Annotated in this window: 24 protein-coding genes; 15 read left to right on the top strand and 9 right to left on the bottom strand. The window is 58.3% G+C overall.

What is annotated here, in order from left to right; translation table 11 throughout:
* The first annotated feature begins 20 nt into the window (after nucleotides 1-20).
* The 9 genes from ACR0KS_RS12050 (at nucleotide 21) to ACR0KS_RS12010 (ending at nucleotide 11,161) form a co-directional block, all read left to right on the top strand.
* Complete coding sequence (locus ACR0KS_RS12050) at nucleotides 21-1,529, top strand: PAS-domain containing protein (protein WP_170564573.1); 1,509 nt, start codon at nucleotides 21-23, stop codon at nucleotides 1,527-1,529.
* A gap of 41 nt (nucleotides 1,530-1,570) precedes the next feature.
* A complete protein-coding gene (tsaE, locus tag ACR0KS_RS12045; RefSeq protein WP_170564570.1) occupies nucleotides 1,571-2,044 on the top strand; it encodes a tRNA (adenosine(37)-N6)-threonylcarbamoyltransferase complex ATPase subunit type 1 TsaE in 474 nt (157 codons plus the stop codon).
* Nucleotides 2,041-3,045, top strand: coding sequence for a phosphotransferase (locus tag ACR0KS_RS12040; RefSeq protein WP_170564567.1), 1,005 nt, complete (start codon nucleotides 2,041-2,043; stop codon nucleotides 3,043-3,045). Before tsaE ends, ACR0KS_RS12040 begins: the two co-directional genes overlap by 4 nt.
* Nucleotides 3,042-3,728 (top strand): nucleotidyltransferase family protein, encoded by a 687-nt coding sequence (locus tag ACR0KS_RS12035; protein WP_170564565.1) that lies wholly within the window; start codon nucleotides 3,042-3,044, stop codon nucleotides 3,726-3,728. Before ACR0KS_RS12040 ends, ACR0KS_RS12035 begins: the two co-directional genes overlap by 4 nt.
* Nucleotides 3,721-6,648: a double-strand break repair protein AddB gene (addB, locus tag ACR0KS_RS12030; RefSeq protein ID WP_170564563.1), complete on the top strand. Its 2,928-nt coding sequence runs from the start codon at nucleotides 3,721-3,723 to the stop codon at nucleotides 6,646-6,648. The genes ACR0KS_RS12035 and addB overlap by 8 nt, the downstream gene beginning before the upstream one ends.
* Entirely contained in the window at nucleotides 6,645-10,004 is a 3,360-nt protein-coding gene (gene addA / locus ACR0KS_RS12025) for a double-strand break repair helicase AddA (RefSeq protein WP_170564560.1), read from the top strand. The genes addB and addA overlap by 4 nt, the downstream gene beginning before the upstream one ends.
* A 60-nt stretch (nucleotides 10,005-10,064) precedes the next feature.
* Entirely contained in the window at nucleotides 10,065-10,385 is a 321-nt protein-coding gene (gene trxA, locus ACR0KS_RS12020; RefSeq protein WP_170386904.1) for a thioredoxin, read from the top strand.
* A gap of 66 nt (nucleotides 10,386-10,451) precedes the next feature.
* Nucleotides 10,452-10,802, top strand: coding sequence for a Lin0512 family protein (locus ACR0KS_RS12015; protein ID WP_170564557.1), 351 nt, complete (start codon nucleotides 10,452-10,454; stop codon nucleotides 10,800-10,802).
* Nucleotides 10,802-11,161, top strand: coding sequence for a Lin0512 family protein (locus ACR0KS_RS12010; protein WP_170564554.1), 360 nt, complete (start codon nucleotides 10,802-10,804; stop codon nucleotides 11,159-11,161). The genes ACR0KS_RS12015 and ACR0KS_RS12010 overlap by 1 nt, the downstream gene beginning before the upstream one ends.
* 58 nt (nucleotides 11,162-11,219) lie before the next feature.
* On the opposite strand, the gene ACR0KS_RS12005 is transcribed toward ACR0KS_RS12010, so the two are convergent.
* A complete protein-coding gene (locus ACR0KS_RS12005; protein ID WP_170386910.1) occupies nucleotides 11,220-11,414 on the bottom strand; it encodes a DUF1127 domain-containing protein in 195 nt (64 codons plus the stop codon).
* Nucleotides 11,415-11,611: 197 nt separating this feature from the next.
* Here ACR0KS_RS12005 and hslV point away from each other — a divergent pair, with 197 nt between their 5' ends.
* Nucleotides 11,612-12,172, top strand: coding sequence for an ATP-dependent protease subunit HslV (hslV, locus tag ACR0KS_RS12000; RefSeq protein WP_170412742.1), 561 nt, complete (start codon nucleotides 11,612-11,614; stop codon nucleotides 12,170-12,172).
* Here the strand turns inward: hslV and ACR0KS_RS11995 are convergent.
* Nucleotides 12,161-13,402 (bottom strand): MFS transporter, encoded by a 1,242-nt coding sequence (locus tag ACR0KS_RS11995; RefSeq protein ID WP_170564551.1) that lies wholly within the window; start codon nucleotides 13,400-13,402, stop codon nucleotides 12,161-12,163. The genes hslV and ACR0KS_RS11995 overlap by 12 nt on opposite strands.
* Before the next feature lie 192 nt (nucleotides 13,403-13,594).
* On the opposite strand from ACR0KS_RS11995, the gene hslU reads away from it, so the two are divergent.
* From hslU to ACR0KS_RS11980, 3 genes are all read left to right on the top strand, one after another.
* Nucleotides 13,595-14,902 carry an ATP-dependent protease ATPase subunit HslU gene (gene hslU, locus ACR0KS_RS11990; protein ID WP_170564547.1) on the top strand — a complete coding sequence of 436 codons (1,308 nt, stop codon included), beginning with the start codon at nucleotides 13,595-13,597 and terminating at the stop codon, nucleotides 14,900-14,902.
* A 99-nt stretch (nucleotides 14,903-15,001) separates the two neighbouring features.
* Nucleotides 15,002-16,099, top strand: coding sequence for an alpha/beta fold hydrolase (locus ACR0KS_RS11985; RefSeq protein ID WP_170564544.1), 1,098 nt, complete (start codon nucleotides 15,002-15,004; stop codon nucleotides 16,097-16,099).
* The gene (locus ACR0KS_RS11980; protein ID WP_480693220.1) at nucleotides 16,096-17,316 is read left to right on the top strand and encodes an MFS transporter; all 1,221 of its coding nucleotides are present in this window, start codon (nucleotides 16,096-16,098) and stop codon (nucleotides 17,314-17,316) included. The genes ACR0KS_RS11985 and ACR0KS_RS11980 overlap by 4 nt, the downstream gene beginning before the upstream one ends.
* Here ACR0KS_RS11980 and ACR0KS_RS11975 read toward each other — a convergent pair.
* From ACR0KS_RS11975 to ACR0KS_RS11965, 3 genes are read right to left on the bottom strand one after another with little or no spacing between them, the layout of a single operon-like run.
* On the bottom strand, nucleotides 17,313-17,900 hold the full coding sequence (locus tag ACR0KS_RS11975; protein ID WP_170564541.1) for a Smr/MutS family protein: 588 nt from the start codon (nucleotides 17,898-17,900) through the stop codon (nucleotides 17,313-17,315). The two genes, ACR0KS_RS11980 and ACR0KS_RS11975, sit on opposite strands and share 4 nt — an antisense overlap.
* Nucleotides 17,900-18,934: a murein transglycosylase A gene (gene mltA / locus ACR0KS_RS11970; RefSeq protein WP_170564538.1), complete on the bottom strand. Its 1,035-nt coding sequence runs from the start codon at nucleotides 18,932-18,934 to the stop codon at nucleotides 17,900-17,902. The genes ACR0KS_RS11975 and mltA overlap by 1 nt, the downstream gene beginning before the upstream one ends.
* Nucleotides 18,931-19,590, bottom strand: coding sequence for a Tim44/TimA family putative adaptor protein (locus ACR0KS_RS11965; protein ID WP_170386923.1), 660 nt, complete (start codon nucleotides 19,588-19,590; stop codon nucleotides 18,931-18,933). The genes mltA and ACR0KS_RS11965 overlap by 4 nt, the downstream gene beginning before the upstream one ends.
* Nucleotides 19,591-19,697: 107 nt before the next feature.
* Here ACR0KS_RS11965 and ACR0KS_RS11960 point away from each other — a divergent pair, with 107 nt between their 5' ends.
* Both ACR0KS_RS11960 and secB read left to right on the top strand, forming a co-directional pair.
* Nucleotides 19,698-20,189 carry an FxsA family protein gene (locus ACR0KS_RS11960; RefSeq protein ID WP_170564535.1) on the top strand — a complete coding sequence of 164 codons (492 nt, stop codon included), beginning with the start codon at nucleotides 19,698-19,700 and terminating at the stop codon, nucleotides 20,187-20,189.
* Nucleotides 20,190-20,253: 64 nt separating this feature from the next.
* A complete protein-coding gene (secB, locus tag ACR0KS_RS11955; protein ID WP_170386927.1) occupies nucleotides 20,254-20,751 on the top strand; it encodes a protein-export chaperone SecB in 498 nt (165 codons plus the stop codon).
* A gap of 27 nt (nucleotides 20,752-20,778) precedes the next feature.
* Here secB and dnaQ read toward each other — a convergent pair whose 3' ends face one another.
* From dnaQ to ACR0KS_RS11935, 4 genes are read right to left on the bottom strand one after another with little or no spacing between them, the layout of a single operon-like run.
* Nucleotides 20,779-21,501 (bottom strand): DNA polymerase III subunit epsilon, encoded by a 723-nt coding sequence (dnaQ, locus tag ACR0KS_RS11950; RefSeq protein ID WP_170564531.1) that lies wholly within the window; start codon nucleotides 21,499-21,501, stop codon nucleotides 20,779-20,781.
* Nucleotides 21,494-22,087 carry a dephospho-CoA kinase gene (gene coaE / locus ACR0KS_RS11945; RefSeq protein WP_170564528.1) on the bottom strand — a complete coding sequence of 198 codons (594 nt, stop codon included), beginning with the start codon at nucleotides 22,085-22,087 and terminating at the stop codon, nucleotides 21,494-21,496. The genes dnaQ and coaE overlap by 8 nt, the downstream gene beginning before the upstream one ends.
* The gene (locus ACR0KS_RS11940; RefSeq protein ID WP_170564525.1) at nucleotides 22,084-22,917 is read right to left on the bottom strand and encodes a shikimate dehydrogenase; all 834 of its coding nucleotides are present in this window, start codon (nucleotides 22,915-22,917) and stop codon (nucleotides 22,084-22,086) included. The genes coaE and ACR0KS_RS11940 overlap by 4 nt, the downstream gene beginning before the upstream one ends.
* Complete coding sequence (locus tag ACR0KS_RS11935) at nucleotides 22,914-23,513, bottom strand: nucleoside triphosphate pyrophosphatase (protein ID WP_170564522.1); 600 nt, start codon at nucleotides 23,511-23,513, stop codon at nucleotides 22,914-22,916. Before ACR0KS_RS11935 ends, ACR0KS_RS11940 begins: the two co-directional genes overlap by 4 nt.
* Between the last annotated feature and the right edge of the window lie 174 nt (nucleotides 23,514-23,687).

The following is a 23,687-nucleotide window of genomic DNA, read 5'->3' as shown; positions in this document are numbered from 1 at the left end:
ATTTTCGTTGCGGGGCGCGCATGGTGGACTGGATCATTCTAGCCTTTATCAGCTTGGTATCTGCCGGTCTTGCCGCGCAGTGGTTGTTGCCGCGCCGCAGGCATCGGGGCGACAATTTCGGCCTGTCCTCGCCTTCCTCATTCTTCGACGTGGTGTTTCTGTTTGATGGCGACCGGCTGATTAGCCACTCGGACATCGCCCTTGATGGGTTTGAAGAGGTTCGCCAATGGGCCGACCTGCAACGCCTGCTGAAACGGGACTTTCCGACATTTCCCGAAACCCCGGATCGAATTCGGAAGGAAGGAAATCTGGTTATTCCGGCTATCGACTGCACGGTCGAGCGTGACGTTTTATGCGAATGGATAGACGGCGTTGTCCGCGTCCGGCTGCGCGACAACAGGGGTGGTCAGCAAGCTGTTCCTCAGGGGGCGAGTGACCCTATTCGCATGGCGATGGAGCGTGCGCCCTATCCCGTCTGGCTGCTTGATCAGCAGGACAATGTCCGATGGTGTAACGCGGCGTATGTGTCATTGGTACGCAAGGTTCGGGGTCAGGATACCGACCTCACGGCACCTTTGTTTCCGGGCGCAGAGGGCAACACAGGGTTGCGCACCAAAACACGTGTTTCGATCTCGCCGGAAGACAGTGCAAACAAGCTCTGGTTCGACCTGACACTGGTAAACCACCCGGAAGGGTACTTGTGCTATGCCGTGGACATCAACGCCATTGTCGATGCCGAAACCGCGCAACGAAAATTCGTTCAGACAATGACGAAAACATTTGCCCAGCTTTCGATCGGGCTGGCCATATTCGACCGCAATCGCCAACTTGCTCTATTCAACCCGGCCCTGATTGACCTGACCGCCCTCCCCCCTGATTTTCTGAGCTGCCGCCCAAGCCTGTCCAGTTTTTTCGACCGGCTGCGCGACCAGCACATGATGCCTGAGCCCAAGAATTATCGTAGCTGGCGGAGCCAGATGAACAGCCTGCTCGAAGCGGCAGAGGACGGAAATTACCATGAGACGTGGTCATTGCCCTCAGGCTCAGTCTATTCGGTCAGCGGGCGTCCGCACCCAGACGGCGCAGTGGCCTTTTTGTTCGAGGACATCACGGCCGAGATCACGCTGACTCGGCGGTTCCGCTCAGAGATGGACCTGATGCAATCGATTCTGGATAAACTGGCCGACGCCATCGCCGTTTTTGGCGATGATGGCACGCTGGCATTCACCAATTTCGCTTACCAACAGCTTTGGGGCGAACCATCTGACGTGGGGTTTGACTCGGACACCGTGCTCGAAGTGACGCGAGGCTGGCAGACACAGTGCACGGCGACGCCTATCTTGGGTGAAATTCGCGATTTCGTTGAAATGCGCGAAAACCGCGTCGAATGGAATGGCACTTTGCAAATGCGCAACGGCACGCATCTGACTTGCATGATCAGCCCGCTGCAAAACGGTGCCACAATTATACGCTTTTCCTCGGACGCAGACGCCCTGCAACCGGCAGAGATACGGCAGATCAGCGCCTGAACCGGGTTGCGGCCAACCGGACACAGGGCCATTGTGGCGCCATGACGACGACACCGCTGACGATTGCCCTGAATTCCCCAGAAGAAACAACCGGGTTTGCCACTCGGTTAGGTTCAACTTTGCTGCCCGGAGACACCCTGTTGCTTGAAGGTGAGATCGGCAGCGGCAAAACCCATTTCGCGCGCGGTCTGATCCAGTCACTGTTGACCACCCCCGAGGATGTGCCCTCTCCGACGTTTACGCTGGTGCAGGTTTACGACACCGAGTCCACAGAGATCTGGCATTGCGACCTGTACCGTCTGAGCGCCGTGGAAGAAGTAGAGGAGCTTGGCCTGACCGAGGCGTTGGACTCGTCGATCTGCCTGATAGAATGGCCGGAAAAGCTGGGTCCGCTTCGACCTGATACCGCCCTCACAATGACGTTTGAAACAGACCCTGACACAATGGAAAAACGAATACTGACCCTATCGTGGTCGGACCCAAAATGGGCCCAAAGGCTGGAGTCCTGCTCATGACCAACCGTGCTGTTCTGGCCGAAGCCCTGATCGCACAGACGCCTTGGGCCGACGCGCAGCGTGCGCCTCTGGCCGGGGATGCCTCGAACCGCCGATACGAGCGTCTGACCGACCCGAAAACCGGCAAAACCGCCGTTCTGATGGATTCCCCTCCGGGCCAGGCCGAACCTGTTGAGGCATTTGTCCGCATGGCCGAATACCTGCGGTCCATTGGCCTGAGCGCACCCGAAATCTATGCCGAAGACACAGAGTACGGGTTCTTGTTACTTGAAGATTTGGGCGATGATCTGTTCGCGCGCGTTCTTCGGCAATATCCGCAGAAGGAACGTGAACTGTACGAAGCGGCAACAGACGTTCTGATCACGCTACATGATGCGCCTACCCTGTCGCTGCCATCTTATGGTCCATCGTTGATGACCGAGCTGGCCGCGCTCTCGTTCACAAAATACGCGCAGGCCGTTCAGGGCAGTTATGACGAAGACGCACGGGATCGGTTCGAGCATCGGTTCTCGGACATCCTGCACAGTGAGGCATCTGGGCAGAAGGTCGTTGTTCAGCGTGACTACCATGCCGAAAACCTGATCTGGCTGCCGGAACGTAACGGCGTGCAGCGCGTGGGCCTTCTGGACTTTCAAACAGCGATGCTGGGACATCCCGCATATGATCTTGTATCGCTGTTGCAGGACGTCCGCCGCGACGTGGCACCGGGCACCGAGATGCGGATGGTCGACCGATACATCGCGGCAACAGGGGTCAACGATCATGACTTCCGTACGGCTTACGCCGTTCTAGGTGCACAGCGGAACCTTCGGATACTCGGAGTATTCGCGCGTTTGGCGACCGAGTTCGGAAAGCCGCAATATATAGACCTGATCCCCGCGACCTGGGCCCACCTGATGCGGGATCTCGAACATCCCGCCCTGGTGACGGTTGCAGATCTTTTGCGCGACGCCCTGCCCGCACCGACACCCGAAGCTCTGGAAAGGCTCAGACAGGTATGACTCGATCTCCTGATGCCGTCATGCTGTTCGCAGCAGGGTTCGGCACACGTATGGGCGCGTTGACCAAAAACACGCCCAAGCCGCTCATTAAAGTTTCGGGCCGGGCCTTAATCGACCACGCGCTTGATCTTGTGGACGAAATGCACCCAAAGCGGGTTGTCGCTAACCTTCACTATCTGCCGGATCAACTTGAGGCGCATCTGACCCCGAAAGATGTGCAGTTGTCGCTGGAACAGCCGGACATTCTAGACACCGGGGGCGGATTGCGCGCCGCTTTGCCCTTGCTGGGGTCTGAGCCGGTTTTCACCCTGAATTCAGACGCGATCTGGTCTGGTCCGAACCCGCTGAAGCTGCTGCGCAATGCGTGGGATCCCGAGCGAATGGATGCCCTTCTGATGTGCGTGCCCGTTGCCCAGACGATCGGCTACAGCGGGACAGGCGATTTCACCGCCGACGCTACAGGCCGGATCACCCGCGGCCCCGGTTTGATTTATGGCGGCGTACAGATCACCAAGACCGAAAGGTTGAAAGAATTCCCTCAGAAGTCATTTTCACTGAACCTGCTCTGGGACCGGATGCATCAGCAGAACCGTCTGTTTTCGCTTTCGTATCCTGGTCGCTGGTGTGATGTAGGTCACCCGGAAGGGATCGCACTGGCCGAGGGGCTTTTGGCCGATGTTTAAGCCTGTTGACCAGCCCCGAGTCTTTGCCGTCCCACCGGGCACGGACTTTCCCAAAGCGCTGGTTCAGGGGCTAAAAACCCGGTGCGCGGATCAGCCGCCCGAAGCGCTGGCCCGGGTTCAGCTTGTGGTCAACACCCGACGCATGGCCCGCCGGGTACGCAGCCTGTTCGATCAAGGCCCGGCTTGCCTGTTGCCTCGGCTTTCGCTGGTGACTGATCTGGGTGAAAGCGTCGATCTTGCCAGTGTCCCACCAGCCATCCCGCCCCTCCGACGCAGGCTGGAGCTGACACAACTGGTTTCCAAGCTCTTGGACCAACAGCCCGATCTGGCCGCGCGGTCGTCCTTGTTTGACCTTTCTGACAGTTTAGCCGCGCTCATAGACGAGATGCAGGGTGAGGGCGTATCGCCCGATGCGATCCGAAAACTGGACGTCAGCGACCTTTCAGGTCATTGGGCGCGGGCGCAGGCATTTATCGGAATTGCAGATAGCTTTATCAATCCCGGTGGCGATGCGCTGGACGCTCAGACCCGGCAGCGTCGCGTGGTAGAGAACCTGATCCAGCGCTGGCAAGATGATCCACCGCGTCACCCTGTGCTTCTTGCAGGGTCTACGGGTTCTCGGGGGACAACCCTAATGCTGATGGAAGCCGTCGCGCGATTGCCGCAAGGCGCCTTGATCCTGCCGGGGTTTGATTTTGACCAGCCCGAGCGTGTCTGGACCGATCTTGATGATGCGCTGACGTCGGAAGATCACCCGCAATACAGGTTCCGAAAGCTGATGACCCAACTTGGGGTGAAACCAAATCAGATTGAACCCTGGACACCGGACGCGCCCCCCTCGCCCGCCCGTAACCGTCTGGTTTCATTGGCATTACGCCCAGCGCCGATCACGGATGCCTGGATGTCCGAAGGCCCAATGCTGAGGGATCTGGACCGTTCGACAAACGACCTGACACTGGTCGAAGCCCAATCTCCTCGCGCCGAGGCGCTGGCCATTGCCCTGCGTTTGCGTCAGGCCGCCGAGACCGGTCAGACCGCTGCCCTGATAACCCCGGACAGGATGCTGACACGTCAAGTCAGTGCCGCGCTGGATCGGTGGAACATCCTGCCCGATGACAGCGCCGGCCTGCCCCTGCAACTTTCTCCGCCCGGACGTTTTTTGCGGCACGTTGCCAACCTGTTCACACGACGGTTGGATGGTGAAGCTCTGCTGACGTTGCTGAAGCACCCCCTCTGTCACGATGGCGGGGGTCGGGGTGAGCATCTTTTGCACACCCGTGACCTTGAGTTGGACCTGCGGCGTCACGGTCCTCCGTTTCCAGACAGCTCCAGCCTGACCGCTTTCGCCATCCGCAAAGAGGTTCCGGGTGACTGGATGCAATGGCTCGCGCGGCATTTCTGCGACCAAGAGGTCTCGACCGAATTGCCCCTGTCGGATTGGGTTGCCCGTCTGCGAACGTTGGCCGAAGCTATCTCAGCCGGCAGTGCGGGCGACACCGGAACGCTTTGGGACAAAAACGCGGGTCAAAAGGCGCAATCCGTTCTCACCTCGCTCGAGTCCGAGGCACACCATGGTGGGTCAATGGACGCACATGACTTCACGGACTTGCTAGGGGCTTTGCTGGCCGGAGAAGAAGTGCGCGATCGGGACGCGCCACATCCACATATCATGATCTGGGGAACGCTTGAGGCCCGCGTACAAGGGGCCGATCTGCTGATTCTCGGCGGCCTGAACGAAGGTAGCTGGCCGGAAGCGGCCGCACCCGACCCGTGGCTGAACCGCCAGATGCGCGACAAAGCGGGGCTTTTGCTACCGGAACGGCGGATCGGCTTGTCGGCGCATGACTTTCAACAGGCTATTGGCGCGCCCGAGGTCTGGCTGACGCGCGCGATCCGGTCCGATGACGCCGAAACAGTGCCTTCGCGCTGGCTGAACCGGCTGACAAACTTGTTGCAGGGTCTGCCAGATCAAGGTGGTCGCGACGCGTTGTCAGGCATGCGTTCCCGTGGTCGGCAATGGCTGCGCTGGTCCGAGCAGCTTGAAACCGCCCCGCATATCAAAGCTGCCCCACGACCATCGCCGCGCCCGCCCGTTGCGTCGCGCCCACGCCGTCTGAGCGTTACGGAAATCAAGCGCCTGATCCGCGATCCATACGCGATCTATGCCAAACACGTGCTGCGCCTAAAGCCTCTGGACCCTCTGGTGCAGGCACCGGACGCGTTGCTGCGCGGGATCGTGATCCATGAGATCCTCGAGCATTTCGTCAAGGACAGCTTGCTGGACTCGGCGCTTCTGTCGCGTGACAACTTTTTGAAACGCGCCGAAAGCCTGCTGGAACAGCATGTTGCATGGCCGACAGCCCGCAAGCTCTGGCTGGCGCGACTTGAACGGATTGCTGATGACTTTTTGAAAGCTGAGGCCTCACGGCACGGCGATGGTGGCCCCGTGGCGTTTGAGGCCGCGATGAAACTGGTACTGTCGCCTCTGGACTTTACGATTTCGGGTCGCGCTGATCGTATCGACCTAAACAGCAGGGGTGCGCTGCGACTGGTCGACTACAAAACCGGCACTCCGCCTAGCGAAAGCCAGCAAGCCAAGTTTGACAAACAATTGCTGATCGAAGCTGCAATGGCCGAGCAGGGCGGGATTGAGGGGATTGACCCACTGCCAGTGGCAGAAGCCATCTTTGTCGGTATGGGAGGGGCTTATAAGGAAGTTCCCGCGCCACTTGGCAAGGAACCGCCCGACAAAGTTCTGGCTGAGCTGAAAGAGCTGATTTCAGCCTATTTAGAGCCTGAACAAGGCTATTCTTCGCGCCGTATGCTGCATAAGGACACCGACATTGGCGACTACGATCACCTCGCTCGATTTGGCGAGTGGGACCGGACGCACGAAGCAAAGCCCGAGGATCTGAAATGAGCCCGCGAAACGACGCGACCGAACGTCAGGTGCAGGCCGCGCGACCCGAAGCCTCAACTTGGTTGGCGGCAAATGCCGGTTCGGGCAAAACCAGGGTGCTGACCGACCGGGTGGCGCGATTGTTGCTGGACGGTATTCAGCCGCAGCACATTTTGTGCCTGACCTACACAAAAGCCGCCGCCAGCGAGATGCAAAACCGCCTGTTCAAACGACTGGGTGAGTGGGCGATGCTGCACGATGACCGGCTACTGGCGCAATTGACCGATCTGGGCGTTCCGGGTGTCATCGACCCCGACCGGCTGGCGCAGGCTCGCACGCTGTTTGCGCGCGCCATCGAAACGCCCGGTGGGTTGAAAATACAGACAATCCACTCGTTCTGCGCGTCTCTCTTGCGCCGCTTTCCGCTTGAGGCTGGCGTCAGCCCGCAATTTTCCGAAATGGAAGACCGCGCCGCCGCGCTGCTGCGCGAAGAAATTGTCGAAGATTTTGCAGAGGGGCCGCAAGCCGCGCTGATCGAAGATGTGGCCCGGTTCGTGACGGATACCGGATTTGAAAAGCTGACGGCCGCAATAACGCAAAAGCGAAACCTGTTTGCGAAGCCCCTGAATTGGGACGAGATTCAACGGCAATTCGACCTTCCCGAAGGGTTTGACGAAGAGACGTTGCTGTCCCGCGTTTTTCTGGGCGGCGAGGTTGATCTGATCCGCTCGATCCTGCCCGCCATGCTCGAAAGCGGTGGAAACAACGCGAAGGCCGCAGCAAAGCTGGCCGGATTCACCGAGCCCCGAACCAGCATCCTGCCAACTTTGGAAGGGGTCTTCCTAACCGGAAAGTCGGCGAAGGAACCGTTTTCAGCCAAAATCAACAACTTTCCGACCAAAGCGCTGCGTGAAGGGGCTCTGGCAGACCGAATGTCGCAACTCGAAGCCTTCATGTTGCGGGTTGAGGCAGCCCGGGAACAACGGCTGGCTTTGACGGCCGCGCGTAAAACACATGTACTGCATGGGTTTGCAGCGGCTTTCCTACCGGAATACGAACGGCGCAAACAGATACGGGGGTGGCTGGACTTTGACGACCTGATCCTGCGTGCGCGCCAAGTTCTGAACGATCCGGCCGTCGCGGAATGGGTGTTGTATCGACTGGATGGAGGTATCGACCATATCCTTGTGGACGAAGCGCAAGACACAAGCCCCGACCAATGGGACGTGATCGAGAAGCTGGCCCAGGAATTCACCAGCGGAGAGGGCGCCCGATCGGGGGTTGAGCGGACGATTTTCGTGGTCGGCGACAAGAAACAGTCGATCTATTCCTTTCAGGGCGCCGACCCGCAAGCCTTTGACCGGATGCAGCTTGAATTCGGGCGGAAGTTGGCGGAATCAGGCTCTAAATTGTGGGATTCCACGCTTGAATACTCGTTTCGGTCCTCCAGCGCGATCCTGTCCCTGGTGGATATTCTGTTTGAAAACCAAGTAGAGGCAGGGTTCCACAAAGAAAGCCTTCACCGTGCGTTCAAAGCCGATCTTCCGGGGCGGGTTGATCTGTGGCCCGTGGTTGAAAAGGTCGAGGAAGACGAAGACGGTGACTGGACCGACCCTGTGGACCGGCCCGGCGCGCGGCATCACACCGTTATTCTGGCCCAACAGGTGGCAGAGTCGATCAAGGCGATGATCGAGCGCGGCGAAACCATTCCCGATGATAGCGAAACGCCGGGAGAGTTTGTACGACGCAAGGTGCAACCGGGGGATTTCCTGATCCTGGTTCAGCGTCGCTCGGACCTGTTCGCTGAAATCATTCGGGCGTGCAAAGCCGCTGACCTGCCAATCGCCGGGGCAGACCGGCTGAAAGTCGGCGCGGAACTGGCGGTTAAGGACCTGGCCGCGCTGCTCAGCTTTCTGGCAACGCCGGAAGACAGCCTTTCGTTGGCGACAGTGCTCAAATCCCCGTTGCTGGGATGGACTGAACAGCAGCTTTTCGATCTGGCCCATCGCCGAAAAGATCCGTTTCTTTGGGCCGCGCTGCGCCGCCGCGCCGATGAGTTTCCCGACACGCTTGCCGTATTGAACGACTTGCGCGGGCAGATCGACTTTCTGCGCCCTTACGACCTGATCGAACGTATCCTGACCCGCCATGACGGGCGACGCAAACTGCTTGGACGGTTGGGGGCAGAAGCCGAAGACGGCATCAACGCGCTGTTGTCGCAGGCGCTTGCATACGAGCGCACCGATATTCCCAGCCTGACCGGGTTTCTGGTGTGGATGCAGACCGATGACCTTGAGATCAAGCGACAGATGAGCGGTGTCGGCAACATGATCCGGGTCATGACAGTGCATGGATCAAAGGGGCTGGAAGCGCCAATCGTAATCCTGCCCGATACGGGTAAACGGCAAGCCCCACGTGATGCCGAAATCATGGTGGCAGAGGGGATACCCTTGTGGAAAGTCCCGGCAGATGGTTCACCGGCCTTGATTGCCAGCGCCCGCCAAAAGGCGCGCGAACGGGAAGAAAACGAGCGGTTGAGATTGCTCTATGTGGCTCTAACACGGGCCGAAAAGTGGTTGATCGTGGCCGCAGCCGGGGATGTCGGCAAGGATGGGTCAAGCTGGTACCAGATGGTTCAGGCCGCGATGGAACGGGCAGGTGCCACTTCAGAGCCGGGTTCAGAAACGCTAAGGCTGTCGCATGGTGAATGGCTTGACCCGCCTCTGATCGAACATGCAGAACCAACGATCGAGCGTGTAGACCTTCCGCAAGCGTTTCTGGCTGAGGCAGCCACGCCCGAGCCAGAAACCGAAACGCTCAGCCCATCGGATCTGGGTGGCGCGAAAGCCTTGCCGGGCGACAGTGGGCAGGATGAGGAGGCCGCAAAGCTGCGCGGAACCCGGCTGCACCTTCTTCTCGAGCACTTGCCTTCGGTTGCGTCCGAATTCTGGCCGCAGCTTTGCGCAAGGGTTCTTCCCGATATGCAGGATTCGGAACGCGATGCGCTGTTTTCCGAGGCGCAGACCGTACTGTCCGCAGACCATCTGCAGGACATATTCGGCCCAGACTCTCTGGCCGAAGTTCCGGTATCCGCCGATTTGAACGGGCGTCGGATGCACGGGGTCATCGACCGGTTGATCGTAACGGACAAAGACGTTCAGGTCATTGATTTCAAATCGAATATGATTGTGCCGGACACCGCAGCCGCGTGTCCTGACGGCCTGCTGCGACAGATGGGTGCGTATTCCTGTGCGCTGTCACAGATTTACCCCGACCGCGACATCAAAACTGCGATCCTGTGGACCCGCACGGCTCAGTTGATGTGGTTGCCACACGATCTGGTGACGGATGCGCTGACGCGTGCGTCGATGCCTTGACCTTGGAAAACCCCGCACCTAGTTTCAGTGACCAAGCATTCCCCATTCAGGAGACAGAATATGTCGACCGTAGCCGTAACCGACGATACCTTTGACGCCGAAGTCAAGAATTCCGACATCCCCGTTGTTGTCGATTTCTGGGCCGAGTGGTGTGGCCCCTGTAAACAAATCGGTCCCGCCCTGGAAGAGCTGGCGGTTGAGTATGGTGACAAGGTCAAGATCGCCAAGGTTGACGTGGACAGCAACCCTAACGCCGCTGCCGCGATGGGCGTGCGCGGTATTCCTGCGCTGTTTATCTTCAAGGACGGTCAGGTTGTCTCGAACCGTGCAGGCGCCGCGCCGAAGGCCGCCCTGCAAAGCTGGATTGACGAATCCATCTGATCCGTTTGGATACGCAAAAATCAGGGGCGCCTCATCCGGGGCGCCTTTTTCATGCCGGAGGATCACATGGCGAAAACACGCGTTCTTGTTGAGTTTGGCATGGGCACCTCGCTGCGCCGCGAAGACTATACCGAGGCCGCTTTGCGGGCCATCAAAGACGCGCTGTGGCACAACTCGGTCAACATGGCAGAGCTGTTCGGCTTTCCCAAAGAGGCCATGATTATCGACGCCGAAATCGGGGTTGCCCGCCCAGAAAAGGTCGACACCGAAGCGCTGATGGCGGTGTTTCCATATGGCCAACCAAACATCCGCGTGACTCGGGGCGGGTTGGACATAAAGAAACCGGAAACCGGCGGCCACACGGTAATTGCAAATGCGGCGATCATCGTGTCGTTCGGCATGGAGGCCGAACTGTAATGGAAAAACGCATCATTCTGGAAATGGGAACCGGCAACGATCTGTACGGACAAGACTATACCAAAGCTGCGCGACGGGCCGTGCAGGACGCGCTGCATCATTCGTCGATCACGTTGTTTTCCAAGCTGGGCGTAGACCACCATCAGATGCGTGTGCGGGTAACAATAGGGGTTCAACAGCCAGACGCCGTGGATTGCGAACTTGTCGCAGGCGATCTTCCACGCGGTCGCGCCGAAGTACGGGCGGTCACCGGAGGACTGGATGTAGAGGACCCCGAGGACGGCAAGCGCCACGTCATCGCAACTGCTGCGGTCGAGGCATTTCTTCCCGATATGGATGGGCTTTTTAAACTGTCCTGACAAAGAAAAAGCCGCCCAGATCTGAGCGGCTCATCTTAACTGTCGAATGTCTCGCGGATCAGATGTTTCTGATATCCGCGCGGCTCAGGCCGATGTCGTCCAGTTGAGCGTCGCTGAGGACCGACAGGGCCTTGCGAGTTTTGCGGGATTCATTCCACGCAGTTGCTTTTTCAAATGTTCCGAAGAACGCGTCCACTACATGCAGGATGGTAGCTGCTCCGAGCGGCGCATGGATATTTGCAGTAGTTGCCATTTGCGCATTTCCTTGTAACTGAAACAGCCGACCTCTTGTCGGTTGTGAGGCTCATGTAGGAGCATTGGCTGAGTCTCACAATTGCTAGTCCGGTAACCCCGAATTGCATTTCTTGCATATCTTTTGGGCGATTTGTGAACTGTTGCGCTGTGGATGGGTCCGGCCCATATAGGGTGCAAGAAAAAACGGAGGCTTTCATGGCAGACAGCGATTTTCCCGGTTGGCACGGCACAACGATTATTGGCGTCAAGAAAGGCGGCCAGGTGGTGATCGCCGGGGACGGGCAGGTGAGTCTCGGTCAGACGGTCATCAAAGGCACCGCCCGCAAGGTTCGTCGCCTGTCTCCGGGCGGGTTCGAGGTTGTTGCAGGCTTTGCCGGATCAACCGCAGACGCGTTCACTCTGCTAGAGCGGCTGGAGGCCAAGCTGGAGGCCACACCCGGCCAGCTTGCCCGGGCCTCGGTAGAACTGGCCAAGGACTGGCGCACCGACAAGTACCTGCAAAAGCTCGAGGCGATGCTGATCGTCACCGACGGCAATGATCTACTGGTGATCACCGGGGCAGGGGATGTGCTGGAGCCCGAACATAACGTGGCCGCCATCGGTTCGGGCGGCAATTTCGCACTGGCGGCTGCGCGCGCGATGATGGACGGCGACAAACCCGCCGAAACGGTGGCGCGTGAGGCAATGGCGATTGCCGCCGATATCTGCGTTTATACCAATGGCAACCTGACGGTTGAGGAAATCTCAGGCCAGTAGCGCCTTGATCTCTTTTCCCTTCCAGCGCCGGTGCATTCCAATCAGGCCGCATATCGCGGCAGCGATCACGATGTAGTATGGCACCCGGATGTCGATGCTCATCAGCCCGCCACCGATCAGGGACATGACGCCTCCGGCCAAACAAAAGACGGCTGTGGTCACGCCCATGACCCAGCCCTGATCTGCCTCGCTGACGCTGGACGAAAAAAGGCCCAGAAGGGTCGGGTAGGCCACGCCGAACAGGAAATAGAAGAAAAAGACCGGGACATAGCTGAACACTCCGCTGGGGCTGAAGGCGAAGGCAAAGCCGCACATCACCATAACGATCAGCGACGCATAGATGATCTTGTGCTTGCTAAACCTTTCCTGCGCGGGTTTGACAAGGAAGGTGCTGGAAAACGCAAGCGCCACGCCTATGACCACCATCGCCACGCTGCCTCCGATCACGCCATAGCCGAACTTGCTGGTCAGGAAATTGTCAACGAATACATAAAACGTGACGTTGGCTATCATAAAGAACGAATAGACGGGCAGGATTTTCAAAACCGTCGGGTGACCCTTCACCGCGATCAGGCTGTCGGTAACATCGCGCGGGCGAAAGACAAAGGCAGCGCGTTCGGTTCGTGTGTCCTTGAAGAAAATCAGGACCAGGAAAATGGCGATCAGAACCAGAACGAACGCGCCGTAGAATGGCGTTTTCAGTGTGGCTATGCTGCCCAGCAGGGCGGCGTCGGACAGGACCGCGCCAATTATCGGCCCGCCGACAAGTCCGAAACTGACGCCGGTCACGATATATCCCATATTTCGGTCGCGGTCGGCCGCATCGGTACTGCCGTCAATCATGGCTGCCTGTGCGATAGGCTGGTTCCCGGCAGTAAACCCAGTGATCGAACGTCCAAGGATCAACAGCAGCAGGCTGTTCATATACAGCGCCGCTATGGTGATCGCATAGCCGGCCAGCGCCCCTCCCAGACAGACCAGCAGCGCATTCTTGCGTCCGATCGAGTCCGAAACCTTGGACACGTAAACCACGCCAAGAAACCACGACAAAAAGAAGCAGCCGATCACAAGCCCATAGTAGAAATGCCGCCGTCCCATCGGCGTATTCTCAGGTAGGAATCCGGATTTCGTCTCCATGATCAGCGAGTTGATGATGGGAAAGACAAGCCCTTGTCCAATCAGGTCAACAAACACAACGAACAACAGAGTGATCTTCGCAATTTTCGTCATATCCGCGCTCCTGACCCTCAACGCCTTGAAATCACTGTATCAGAGGGCGCGCGTTTCACCTATGGAAAGCATTTGCAAACCGGATGGACGGTTGTTAACCAACGCTGCCAATGAAAGTAGCTTGGTTGTTTTCGCCCACGCGGTGACTACCTAAGCCGCATCTGACCCACGCCGACCGAAAGGACCGCCCCCGTGACTGACCTGACCCCGCGCGAGATTGTCTCGGAACTGGATCGTTTTATCATCGGGCAAAAAGACGCCAAACGCGCGGTCGCCGTGGCATTGCGCAACCGCTGGCGGCGCAAACAACTGGCGGATGACATCCGCGATGAGGTCTACCCCAAGAACATCCTGATGATCGGCCCGACCGGGGTTGGCAAGACCGAGATCAGCCGCCGACTGGCAAAACTCGCCCGTGCGCCGTTCATCAAGGTCGAGGCCACCAAGTTCACCGAGGTCGGCTATGTGGGGCGCGACGTGGAACAGATCGTGCGTGATCTGGCGGATGCCGCGATTATCCAGACCCGCGAGTATATGCGCGAGGATGTGAAAGCGCGCGCCTATCAAGCCGCCGAAGATCGCGTGATCGAAGCCATCGCAGGCTCTGACGCACGCGAAGGCACGCGTGAGATGTTCCGCAAGAAACTGAAAGCGGGCGATCTGGACGATACGGTGATCGAGCTGGAGTTGTCCGACAGCTCGAACCCGATGCCGATGTTCGACATTCCCGGTCAACCCGGCAGCCAGATGGGGATGATGAACCTGGGCGACATCTTCGGAAAGGCGTTCGGCGGACGCACGGTCAAGAAGAAGATGACTGTCGCCGAAAGCTATGACGCGCTGATCGGGGAAGAGGCCGACAAGCTGCTGGATGATGAAACCGTCAACCGCGTGGCTTTGGAATCGGTTGAACAGAACGGGATCGTGTTTCTGGATGAGATCGACAAGGTCTGCGCGCGATCTGATGCGCGCGGTGGCGATGTCAGTCGGGAAGGGGTGCAGCGCGACCTGCTGCCCCTGATCGAGGGCACGACTGTCAGCACCAAACATGGCCCGGTGAAAACCGACCACATCCTGTTCATAGCCTCGGGCGCGTTCCACATCGCCAAACCCTCGGACCTGTTGCCCGAATTGCAGGGCCGTCTACCGATCCGGGTTGAACTGCGCGCACTGACCGAGGAGGATTTTGTACGAATCCTGACCGAGACGGACAACGCCCTGACCCGCCAATATACCGCCCTGATGGGCACTGAAGAAGTAACTGTCAGCTTCACCGAAGATGGCATCGCAGCCTTGGCCAAAATCGCAGCGGACGTAAACCAAAGCGTCGAAAACATCGGTGCGCGGCGGCTTTACACGGTGATGGAGCGCGTGTTCGAGGAACTCTCCTTCACTGCCCCAGATCAGGCAGGGGCCGAGATCACGGTCAACGCGCAATTCGTCGATGACAATCTGGGCGAACTGACCAAGTCCACAGACCTCAGCCGTTACGTCTTGTAATATGTGCAGCCGGATTCCGCCGGAATTTCTGTGCGGCACCGCTGGACCTTAGACAAAAATCCGATAGCGTGGGCGCATATTGTCCCGAGGGCCAACCCTGTGCTGCGCTATTTTTTCATTTTCCTGTTGGCGGTGCCCCTGACCGCTTGTGTTGACCGAACGATATCCGAAACGGTGCCAACCGCGCTGTCTGTAGGAAGTCCCGAAACCGTATTTGCGACAACGACTCGAGCGAGAGAGCCCGACGGCTCCTACGGATTTAAGCGGGGTGAGACGTTGCAATATCTGGAAATGACGGTGTCGATTCCACCCAATCACACGCCCGGTACGCTTGATTTTTCCTATTCCAATCCCGACCCCGAAAAGCAGTTCGTCATGGCCAGTGTGGACGAGTTGAAAGGGCCGAGTGAGATGAAAGCGCGATTGGGGGGTAAAGATGAAGTTTCCATCTTTATTCACGGCTACAACACGACCCAGTTCGAGACCACGTTCCGCGCGGCGCAGCTCAGCCGCGACGTCAACATTCCCGGCGCCATCATGGTGTATTCCTGGCCCAGCCAAGCCAAGGGTGCCGGGTATGCCTATGATCTGGACAGTATGCTTTTTGCCCGCGATGGGCTGGAACAGACTGTTCGACAGTTAAAGGCGATGGGCATAAGGCGCGTCGTGCTCGTGGCGCACTCGATGGGAACGGCCCTGACGATGGAGATGATGCGACAAGCCGAATTGCGAGAACCCGGATGGTCCAGCAAGAACATCGAAGGTGTTGTCCTGATCGCCCCTGACCTGGATATTGATTTGTTCCGGTCACAAATGGATACGATCAAAACGCCGCCCGACCCTTTCATCGTTATGGTGTCGCAGAAAGACAAGCTGCTGAACATCTCGGCCCGGCTGCGCGGTGTTGAAGAGGGTAAGCGCCTTGGCAATATCGACTCTGCTGAGGCGTTGGCCGACTACAAGATCAACATTCTGGACACGACGGCCTTCAACCGGGATGCCGAGTCCTCGCATTTCGTCGCTGCGACGTCGCCCGCGCTTTTGGCCATTATCAATTCCGCCCGCAGGGTCAGCAGCACGTTCGACCCGGATGGGCGTGGATTTGACATAATCGCACCGACCAGCATTCGGAACCCGTCAGGGGCAACTGAAATCGTACTGAGCGAAACGGGGCAGGCGCGGGTCAGCTCTCCGTGACTGGGTTCCGTTTGGGCCAATACCTTCGGAACAACGCGACATGGTTGGGTGCTGGGGTCTTGCTGACCTTCATGTCCAGCTTTGGGCAGACCTTTTTCATTTCGATCTTTTCCGGGGAAATTCGCGCCGCCTTTGGCCTTAGCCATGGCGCGTGGGGCGGACTGTATTCGCTGGGCACCACCGTATCGGCTGTCGTGATGATCTGGGCCGGGGGACTAACCGACATCTTTCGAGTTAGGGTTCTAGGCCCAGCGGTTCTGGCAGGTCTGGCACTGGCAACCGTGGCGATGGCAATGAACACTTGGCTTGTTCTGCTGCCTGTCGTGGTATTTCTGTTGCGGCTTTTTGGGCAGGGGATGAGCACCCATCTGGCGCTGGTGGCCATGGCGAGGTGGTTCACCGCCACGCGGGGCAAGGCACTGGCGATCGCGTCGGTTGGATTCTCGGTGGGCGAAGCATTGCTGCCAGTCACTTTCGTGGCTGCTATGGCCTTGCTGGATTGGCGTTGGCTTTGGGTGATTGCTGCCGGTGTCACCCTTTTGGGCATCCCAATCCTGTTGCGCCTGCTCCGTCAGGAAAGAACCCCGCAAAGCCTGTCCAGCGAATATTCGGCTACGGGCATGGACGGCCACCATTGGACCCGGAAAGAAGCGATCTTTCATCCGCTGTTCTGGTTCATGGCACCGGCCTTGCTGGGTCCATCTGCTTTTATCACCGCCTTTTTCTTTCATCAGGTCCATTTGGCGGGCTCCAAGGGTTGGCAGCATATCGAGTTGGTTGCCCTGTTTCCGATTTTTACCAGCGTCTCCCTGCTGTCGATGTTTGCGGCGGGTTGGGCACTGGATAGATGGGGCACGGCTAGGATCATGCCATTTTATCAACTGCCGATGGCCGTTGGGTTTGGGATCGTGGGGCTGACGTCGTCGATCGGAGGGGCAACGCTGGCCCTGATGTTTCTGGCGCTGACGGTTGGTGCCAACAGCACCTTGCCCAGCGCGTTCTGGGCCGAGTTCTACGGCACCCGGCATATCGGCGCGATCAAAGCCATGGCAACAGCAGTCATGGTTCTGGGGTCGGCCATCGGGCCGGGATTGACCGGCTTGTTGATTGATCTGGGGATGCCGCTGGACATCCAGTTCCTGTGGATCGGAGGCTTTTTCGTTCTGGTCTGCGTCCTTACGCGCATCGGCATAGCCAGAGCCGTTCAGACGCTTTAGCGAATGCGGCGCAAATACACGTAATAAGCCCCGTCACCGCCATGGCTGATATGGGCAGGTGTCACTTGCAGAACAGCCTGCGCCAAGGGTGGCAGGGACAACCATTGCGGCACTTGATTGCGCAACACACCGCGCGGAGTGGGAATGGGGCCGGGTTCATCACGATCCTTGCCCTTTCCGGTCACGACCAGAACCAGACGCTTGCCTGATGCCTGCGCCGATAGGATGAATCGGATCAATGCCGGGTGCGCGGTATCTACGCGCATCCCGTGCAGGTCCAGCTTGCCTTCGGGCTTCAGCTTGCCCCGTTTCATGCGGCCGAACGCCTTTGTATCCATCTGAACCGGCGTCGCGCGCAGGCTTTCGGTCACTGTGGGCTTCAACGCGTTTCGCGCAGGTTTGCCCAAGGCGTTCTGCCCGACCTCAAACCTCTCAATCCGTACCTTGGGGGTCTTGGTTGGCTTGGGCTTGGGTAAAGTGGTCGGGTGCACTGACTGAGGTATCTCGGGATGCAGGCGCTCGGCCTGATTGGTCACCTTGCGCCACAGCTCAATCTCTTCCAGGGTCAGTTTACGGCGCGACATCAGAACTCATCCGGCAACAGCGCATAGGCGCGTTGAATCGGCAGCAACAGCACCATCCGGCCGGGATCTTTCAATCGACCGGCGGCTTCCCCGGCCTCATCCCCCGTGCCAAAGAAGATGTCCGCGCGTTGTGCGCCCTTGATGGCAGCGCCTATGTCCTGCGCGATCATCAATCGGCGGAACGGAGCCTTGCCTTCTTTCTCAACCCAGACCGGCGCGCCCAGAGGCGTATAGGACGGATCAGCTGCAATACTGCGCATTGTGGTGACGGAACGGTTCATTGCGCCCAGCGGACCCAATTCTGGCGCGACGCGGTTCACTTCGCGGAAGAACACATATGACGGATTGTGGAACAGCAATTCCGCGCCCGCTTCGGGGTTCTTGCGCACCCAGGCTCGGATCATCTGTGCGCTGACCTGATGCGCCCCCAGCGCACCGCGGCGGATCAGTTCCGCCCCGATGGACCTATAGGGGTGGCCGTTCGCCCCACCATACCCGACGCGGACTGCGCCGCCATCCGGCAACCGAATGCGGCCAGAACCCTGAATTTGTAGAAAAAACAGTTCGACCGGATCATCGACCCACGCAATCTCCAGACCTCGGCCAGTCATGCTGTCGCCGGTCAGTATTTCCCGGCGGCTCAGCCACGGACCGTCGGCGCGTGCTTCTGGCGGCATCTTGTAAATCGGGTATCGGAAACGCTCGGATCGGGTCAGGGATCCGTCCAATTCGGGCTCGAAATAGCCGGTGAACAAGGCATCCTTACCGTCTTCAACCAGAACAGGGCGGAAGAACAGCTCAAAGAACGACCGGGCGGCATCGGGTTCATAGGCTCGGGCCACACCACACAGCGCACGCCAGTCCGGGTCGTTCAGATCACCGCATGTGTTCAGAAATACCGATAGGGCTGCGCCGTGGTCATCCTCGGCCCAGCCATCAAGATCGTCAAAAGTCAGAATGGAACGCGTCGCTTCGGCGCTGGCAGAGGTTGCCATCACAGCCCCCAGCAAAAACGACCGAAGCGCAGCAATCATGCGTCCGTGGCGACAAGCAGCCAGTTCGGATCGTCCGCGCCCATCACGCGGGCAAAGGTCCAGCTGTCCTTCTGGCGTTTGACAGTGTTGGGGTTGCCCTCGATGATATCGCCGCCGCGATCACGCACGACCGAGGTCAGCTCACCGACAAACTTCATGGTGATCTCAGCCTCGTTCGTATCCTTGTCGAACTTCACATCTGCGAGGGATGTCTCGCGCACGCCAATAAACTCGGCCTCGATGGTCAGCCCCTTGTCTTCCCGATCGGCAACGACGGAAACAAAGGTGTCGAACACTTCTTCGGACAGGAAGGGTTGGATTTCATCCAGGTTGCCCTTTTCAAACCCCATGACGATCATCTCGTAGGCACCGCGCGCGCCCTGCACAAACTCACTGACGGAAAAGCTGGGCTCAACCCGCTTCATTGCGGTCAGGGTTTGCGCCTGCTCGCTGTCTTCAGCGACGTGGTCAGTGATGTCGTGATCCGGGCCGCCTTCGATCACCTCGAAGTCACGGCGCGACTTGTGCGCCTCTGGTTGCTGCTGAACCGGGGGCTTTTCAAAACCCTCACGCGTACCCAGCACGCTTTTAAGGCGCAGGATCAGGAAAACGGCAATTCCGGCCAGGACCAGCAACTGGATCATCGGTTCGTTCATTTCATCCTCTTTTCGGGCCACGACTTTGTATACGCAGCCTCATGCCACTATGTAGGTGACAGTTCCGGGCAAGTCCACCGCCCGGACCACGGTAAAGGAAAACACGAATGTACCTGTTCCTGGCATTTTTATTGGTCCCGATCATCGAGATCGCCCTGTTCATTCAGGTTGGCGGTTTGATCGGCCTATGGCCCACGCTGGCGATTGTAGTCCTCACGGCCGTTCTGGGCACTGTTTTGGTTCGGACACAAGGTCGCATGGCGCTGGAAAACCTGCAGCGGTCTTTTGCCGAATTGGATGACCCGACCGAGCCGCTGGCCCATGGCGCAATGATCCTGCTGTCGGGCGTATTGCTGCTGACGCCGGGGTTTTTCACCGATGCCGTTGGTTTTGCTTTGCTAATTCCCGGCGTTCGGGTTGCTGTGTTCCGGTACCTCAAATCCAAAGTTACCATCACGCAGTTTCAGATGGGAACGGGCGCTCAATTCCGCACCGGGCCTGATCCATTTCAACAGGATGACGTAATCGATGGCGAGTTTACCGAAGTTCGTCCACGTCAGGACCCGTCAAAACCATCGAAATGGGTCGAAGGGCCGTGACCTGCATTGAGGTGTCTGCCCCAACTTGTTAAGCAGTGACGAATTTTATTTTCGGAGTAGATCCATGGCCGACGAAGACGCCAAAGAAAACACCGCGGCCCAGGCCGCCCCGCAAATCCAGATGCGCGTTCTAGGACAATTCATTCGTGACCTGTCTTTTGAAAACGTGATGGCCCAAAAAGGCGTATCGGGCGATGTCCAGCCCGAGATCGCAGTTCAGGTCAATCTGGATGCGAAAAAGCGCCCGGCCGAGCATCAGTACGAAGTGTCGATCAAGCTGAACCTCAAGTCCAAGGCCAAAGGTCTGGAAGACATCCTATTCCTGTGTGAGCTGGACTATTGCGGCCTGTTCCACGTGGAAGGCGTTGCCGAAGATCAGCTGCATCCGTTCCTGATGATCGAATGCCCCCGGATGCTGTTCCCGTTCCTGCGCCGCATCGTCAGCGATGTGACCCGCGACGGCGGCTACCCGCCGGTAAATCTGGACAATATCGACTTTGTCAGCTTGTACCGCAATGAGCTGATGCGCCGTCAGGCCGAAGCCCAGAAAACCGAAGCCTAAAGTTCCGGTCCCGCGCCAGGATATTTCTCAGGCGCGGGTCCACAAGGCGTTTTCGCCCAGTTTTTCCACGAAAGCATCATGCGCGGCACGTTCGTCCTCGGTAATACGGGACGCAAGCGCGTTTGGACGGGCCGACGGACGCCATTCCTCAACACCGCCCGCAGATGAGGACGCCGCAGTCGACAATCCGAAATCCGGCTGTCGCCCCCCGATCAGTTCCAGATAAACCTCGGCCAGAATCTCAGAGTCGAGCAGCGCCCCGTGCAGCGTTCGGTTCGAGTTGTCGATATTGAACCGGCGGCACAACGCATCCAATGATGCAGGCGAGCCGGGAAACCGTTTGCGCGCAATGGCCAGCGTATCCAGCGCCTGCTCCATCGGGATCGGGGGCAGACCCATCCATTTGAGTTCCGCGTTCAGGAATTTCATATCGAACGAGGCGTTGTGGATCACAAGCCGTGAATCCTTGATGAAGTCGCGAAATCCCTGACCGACCTTGGCGAAAACCGGCTTGTCCTTCAGTGTCACCTCGCCCTTTTCCGGCGGGCGCGGGTTCTCAAGCAGGTCCGGCCCGATGCCGTGCACACCAAAGGCTTCCTCGGGCATCGAGCGTTCAGGGTTGATATAGACGTGGTAGGTTTCGCCCGTGGCCACGTGGTTCCACAGTTCGACCGCCCCGATTTCCACGATCCGGTCACCGCTTTCGGGATCGAACCCCGTGGTTTCGGTATCAAGTACAATCTCACGCATCTGCCAGCCCCGTTCGTATCTGTTTGACCACATACTGCACCTGCGCGCGGGCATGGTCCAGACTGTCTGCCACGATCACAAAATCCGACCGTGCGCATTTTTCTTCATTCGGCATCTGCTTGGCGCGGATCTGTTCAAACTGCGCCTCGGTCATTGTGCCGCGATCCATCACACGACGTTTTTGCTCAGCAGCCGGGATCGATACACAGGCGACAGCATCCATTGCTGCATCGCCCCCGGTTTCAAACAGCAAGGGGATGTCGAAAACCAGAATATCCGCGGTCGCATCTTGCCGAAATGCCGCGCGATCTGCCGCGACCAGTGGGTGAACGATCGCTTCGATCTGTTTCAATGCGGACACGTCCCGCGCAATGATCTGTTTCAACGCATCACGGCTGACCGCGCCATCGACGATTACGTCTGGAAAAGCGGCCTGCATCGGCTCAACAGCCGCTCCGCCCCTTGAATAGAGTCTATGTACGGCAGCATCCGCATCCCACAGCGCACAGCCTTGGTCGACGAACATCTGAGCCGTCGTGCTTTTTCCCATCCCGATCGAACCGGTCAGGCCCAGTGCAAAACTCATGACAAAACGGCCGCGCGCAGGTCCAAATTCACCTCGGGCCTTACCCCGAACCAGCTTTCAAATCCGGGAACGGCCTGATGCAGCAGCATACCCAGCCCATCCACCACCGTGCATCCGGCTTCTTCGGCCGTTTGCAAAAGGTGCGTTTTCAGCGGCGCGTAAACCAGATCGGTGACAACAGCACCCGGCTGCAACCCATCCAGAGGAACCCGCAGCTCAAGCTGTCCCTGCATCCCGAGTGACGTCGTGTTGACCACTAGTTCGGCGTCTTCAATCACGTTTCCGGCCTGCACCCAATCGACCACAGTAATGGTTTGGCCGAATTCATCCTTCAGCTTGTCCGCCCTGGCCCGTGTTCGGTTGGTCAGCATAATTTTAGGCACTCCGGCCTCGACCAAGGCTTGCAAGACGGCGCGTGCGGCTCCACCAGCGCCAAAAACCACGGCCGGACCGTCGCCCGGCGTCCAATCCGGTGCCCCGCTGCGTAGGTTTTCCATAAATCCGTAGCCGTCGGTATTGTCGGCATGGATTGTACCGTCTTCGCGAAAGACCAGCGTGTTCGCGGCACCGATCTTCCTTGCCCGATCCGATACGTCATCCGCCAATCGCAAGGCCGCTTCTTTATGGGGCACTGTCACATTTGCCCCAACAAAACCGGCCTTGGGCAAACTGCGCAGGACAACCTCAAGATCATCCGGGGCTACATCCATCGGAACATAGTGCCCAGCCAGCCCGTAGGACTTTAACCAATGCCCATGAAGCGTTGGAGATTTTGAATGCGCAACCGGGTGCCCAATCACGCCTGCCAGAGGAATACGGTCTTTACTCATTGATCAATAACCCCTTTGACCGCCAGAAAATTCAATAGCTCCAATAGGGGCATACCCAAGACGTTAAAATAGTCTCCGTCAATAGTTGCGAACAGACGCACGCCTTCTTCTTCCAATTTATATGCCCCGACCGCGTGCCGGATACTGTCCCAGTTACGATCAACGTAGTTACGCAGATACGCGTCCGAGCTCATCCGCATCCGCAATCGCACCTGACCCACATGTCGCCAGATGGGCTCCCCGTCCTGATAGATCACCGCGGCGGACAACAGCATATGCCGCTTACCGCGCATCGCCCTGAGCTGCGCCAGTGCATCCGCTGGCGTTTCAGGCTTGGACAGCAGCCGACCGTCAAAGTCCAGCACCTGATCACAGCCCAGCACCATCGCGCCCGGAGTCTTGTCACTGACTTTGCGTGCTTTCATTTCGGCCAGAGTGTCCGCAATATCGCGCGGGCTTGCATCCTCGGCCAGTAATGCCCGCTTAGCCGTGTCTTCGTCCACGCGCGCGGTTTGCACGGTGAAGGGCACGCCAGCATTCTCAAGAAGCTGCGCTCGTATCGACGACCCAGAGGCCAGAATGATGGGGACAGACATGTGGAAAACCCCTTGAGTAAACCGTTAGCTATTCCGGGATGGTTTGTATGGTTTTCCAGTTGACACGCAAGCCCGGGATTTTCGCGCCAAACTTCCCAGATTCGCCCGAACACTGTCCAAACGGGACAAGGATAACTTGGAACACGGGGATAAGCGATTTTTCATGCGTTACCC

Source organism: Ruegeria sp. BC7 (genome assembly GCF_056539165.1).
This window is presented reverse-complemented; position numbering and strand designations above follow the sequence as displayed.

Coding starts and splice junctions, on each gene's coding strand:
- ACR0KS_RS12050 (WP_170564573.1), top strand. CDS start 21: ATGGTGGACTGGATCATTCTAGCCTTTATCAGCTTGGTATCTGCCGGT.
- tsaE (WP_170564570.1), top strand. CDS start 1,571: ATGACGACGACACCGCTGACGATTGCCCTGAATTCCCCAGAAGAAACA.
- ACR0KS_RS12040 (WP_170564567.1), top strand. CDS start 2,041: ATGACCAACCGTGCTGTTCTGGCCGAAGCCCTGATCGCACAGACGCCT.
- ACR0KS_RS12035 (WP_170564565.1), top strand. CDS start 3,042: ATGACTCGATCTCCTGATGCCGTCATGCTGTTCGCAGCAGGGTTCGGC.
- addB (WP_170564563.1), top strand. CDS start 3,721: ATGTTTAAGCCTGTTGACCAGCCCCGAGTCTTTGCCGTCCCACCGGGC.
- addA (WP_170564560.1), top strand. CDS start 6,645: ATGAGCCCGCGAAACGACGCGACCGAACGTCAGGTGCAGGCCGCGCGA.
- trxA (WP_170386904.1), top strand. CDS start 10,065: ATGTCGACCGTAGCCGTAACCGACGATACCTTTGACGCCGAAGTCAAG.
- ACR0KS_RS12015 (WP_170564557.1), top strand. CDS start 10,452: ATGGCGAAAACACGCGTTCTTGTTGAGTTTGGCATGGGCACCTCGCTG.
- ACR0KS_RS12010 (WP_170564554.1), top strand. CDS start 10,802: ATGGAAAAACGCATCATTCTGGAAATGGGAACCGGCAACGATCTGTAC.
- ACR0KS_RS12005 (WP_170386910.1), bottom strand. CDS start 11,414: ATGGCAACTACTGCAAATATCCATGCGCCGCTCGGAGCAGCTACCATC.
- hslV (WP_170412742.1), top strand. CDS start 11,612: ATGGCAGACAGCGATTTTCCCGGTTGGCACGGCACAACGATTATTGGC.
- ACR0KS_RS11995 (WP_170564551.1), bottom strand. CDS start 13,402: ATGACGAAAATTGCGAAGATCACTCTGTTGTTCGTTGTGTTTGTTGAC.
- ACR0KS_RS11975 (WP_170564541.1), bottom strand. CDS start 17,900: ATGTCGCGCCGTAAACTGACCCTGGAAGAGATTGAGCTGTGGCGCAAG.
- mltA (WP_170564538.1), bottom strand. CDS start 18,934: ATGATTGCTGCGCTTCGGTCGTTTTTGCTGGGGGCTGTGATGGCAACC.
- ACR0KS_RS11965 (WP_170386923.1), bottom strand. CDS start 19,590: ATGAACGAACCGATGATCCAGTTGCTGGTCCTGGCCGGAATTGCCGTT.
- ACR0KS_RS11960 (WP_170564535.1), top strand. CDS start 19,698: ATGTACCTGTTCCTGGCATTTTTATTGGTCCCGATCATCGAGATCGCC.
- secB (WP_170386927.1), top strand. CDS start 20,254: ATGGCCGACGAAGACGCCAAAGAAAACACCGCGGCCCAGGCCGCCCCG.
- dnaQ (WP_170564531.1), bottom strand. CDS start 21,501: ATGCGTGAGATTGTACTTGATACCGAAACCACGGGGTTCGATCCCGAA.
- coaE (WP_170564528.1), bottom strand. CDS start 22,087: ATGAGTTTTGCACTGGGCCTGACCGGTTCGATCGGGATGGGAAAAAGC.
- ACR0KS_RS11940 (WP_170564525.1), bottom strand. CDS start 22,917: ATGAGTAAAGACCGTATTCCTCTGGCAGGCGTGATTGGGCACCCGGTT.
- ACR0KS_RS11935 (WP_170564522.1), bottom strand. CDS start 23,513: ATGTCTGTCCCCATCATTCTGGCCTCTGGGTCGTCGATACGAGCGCAG.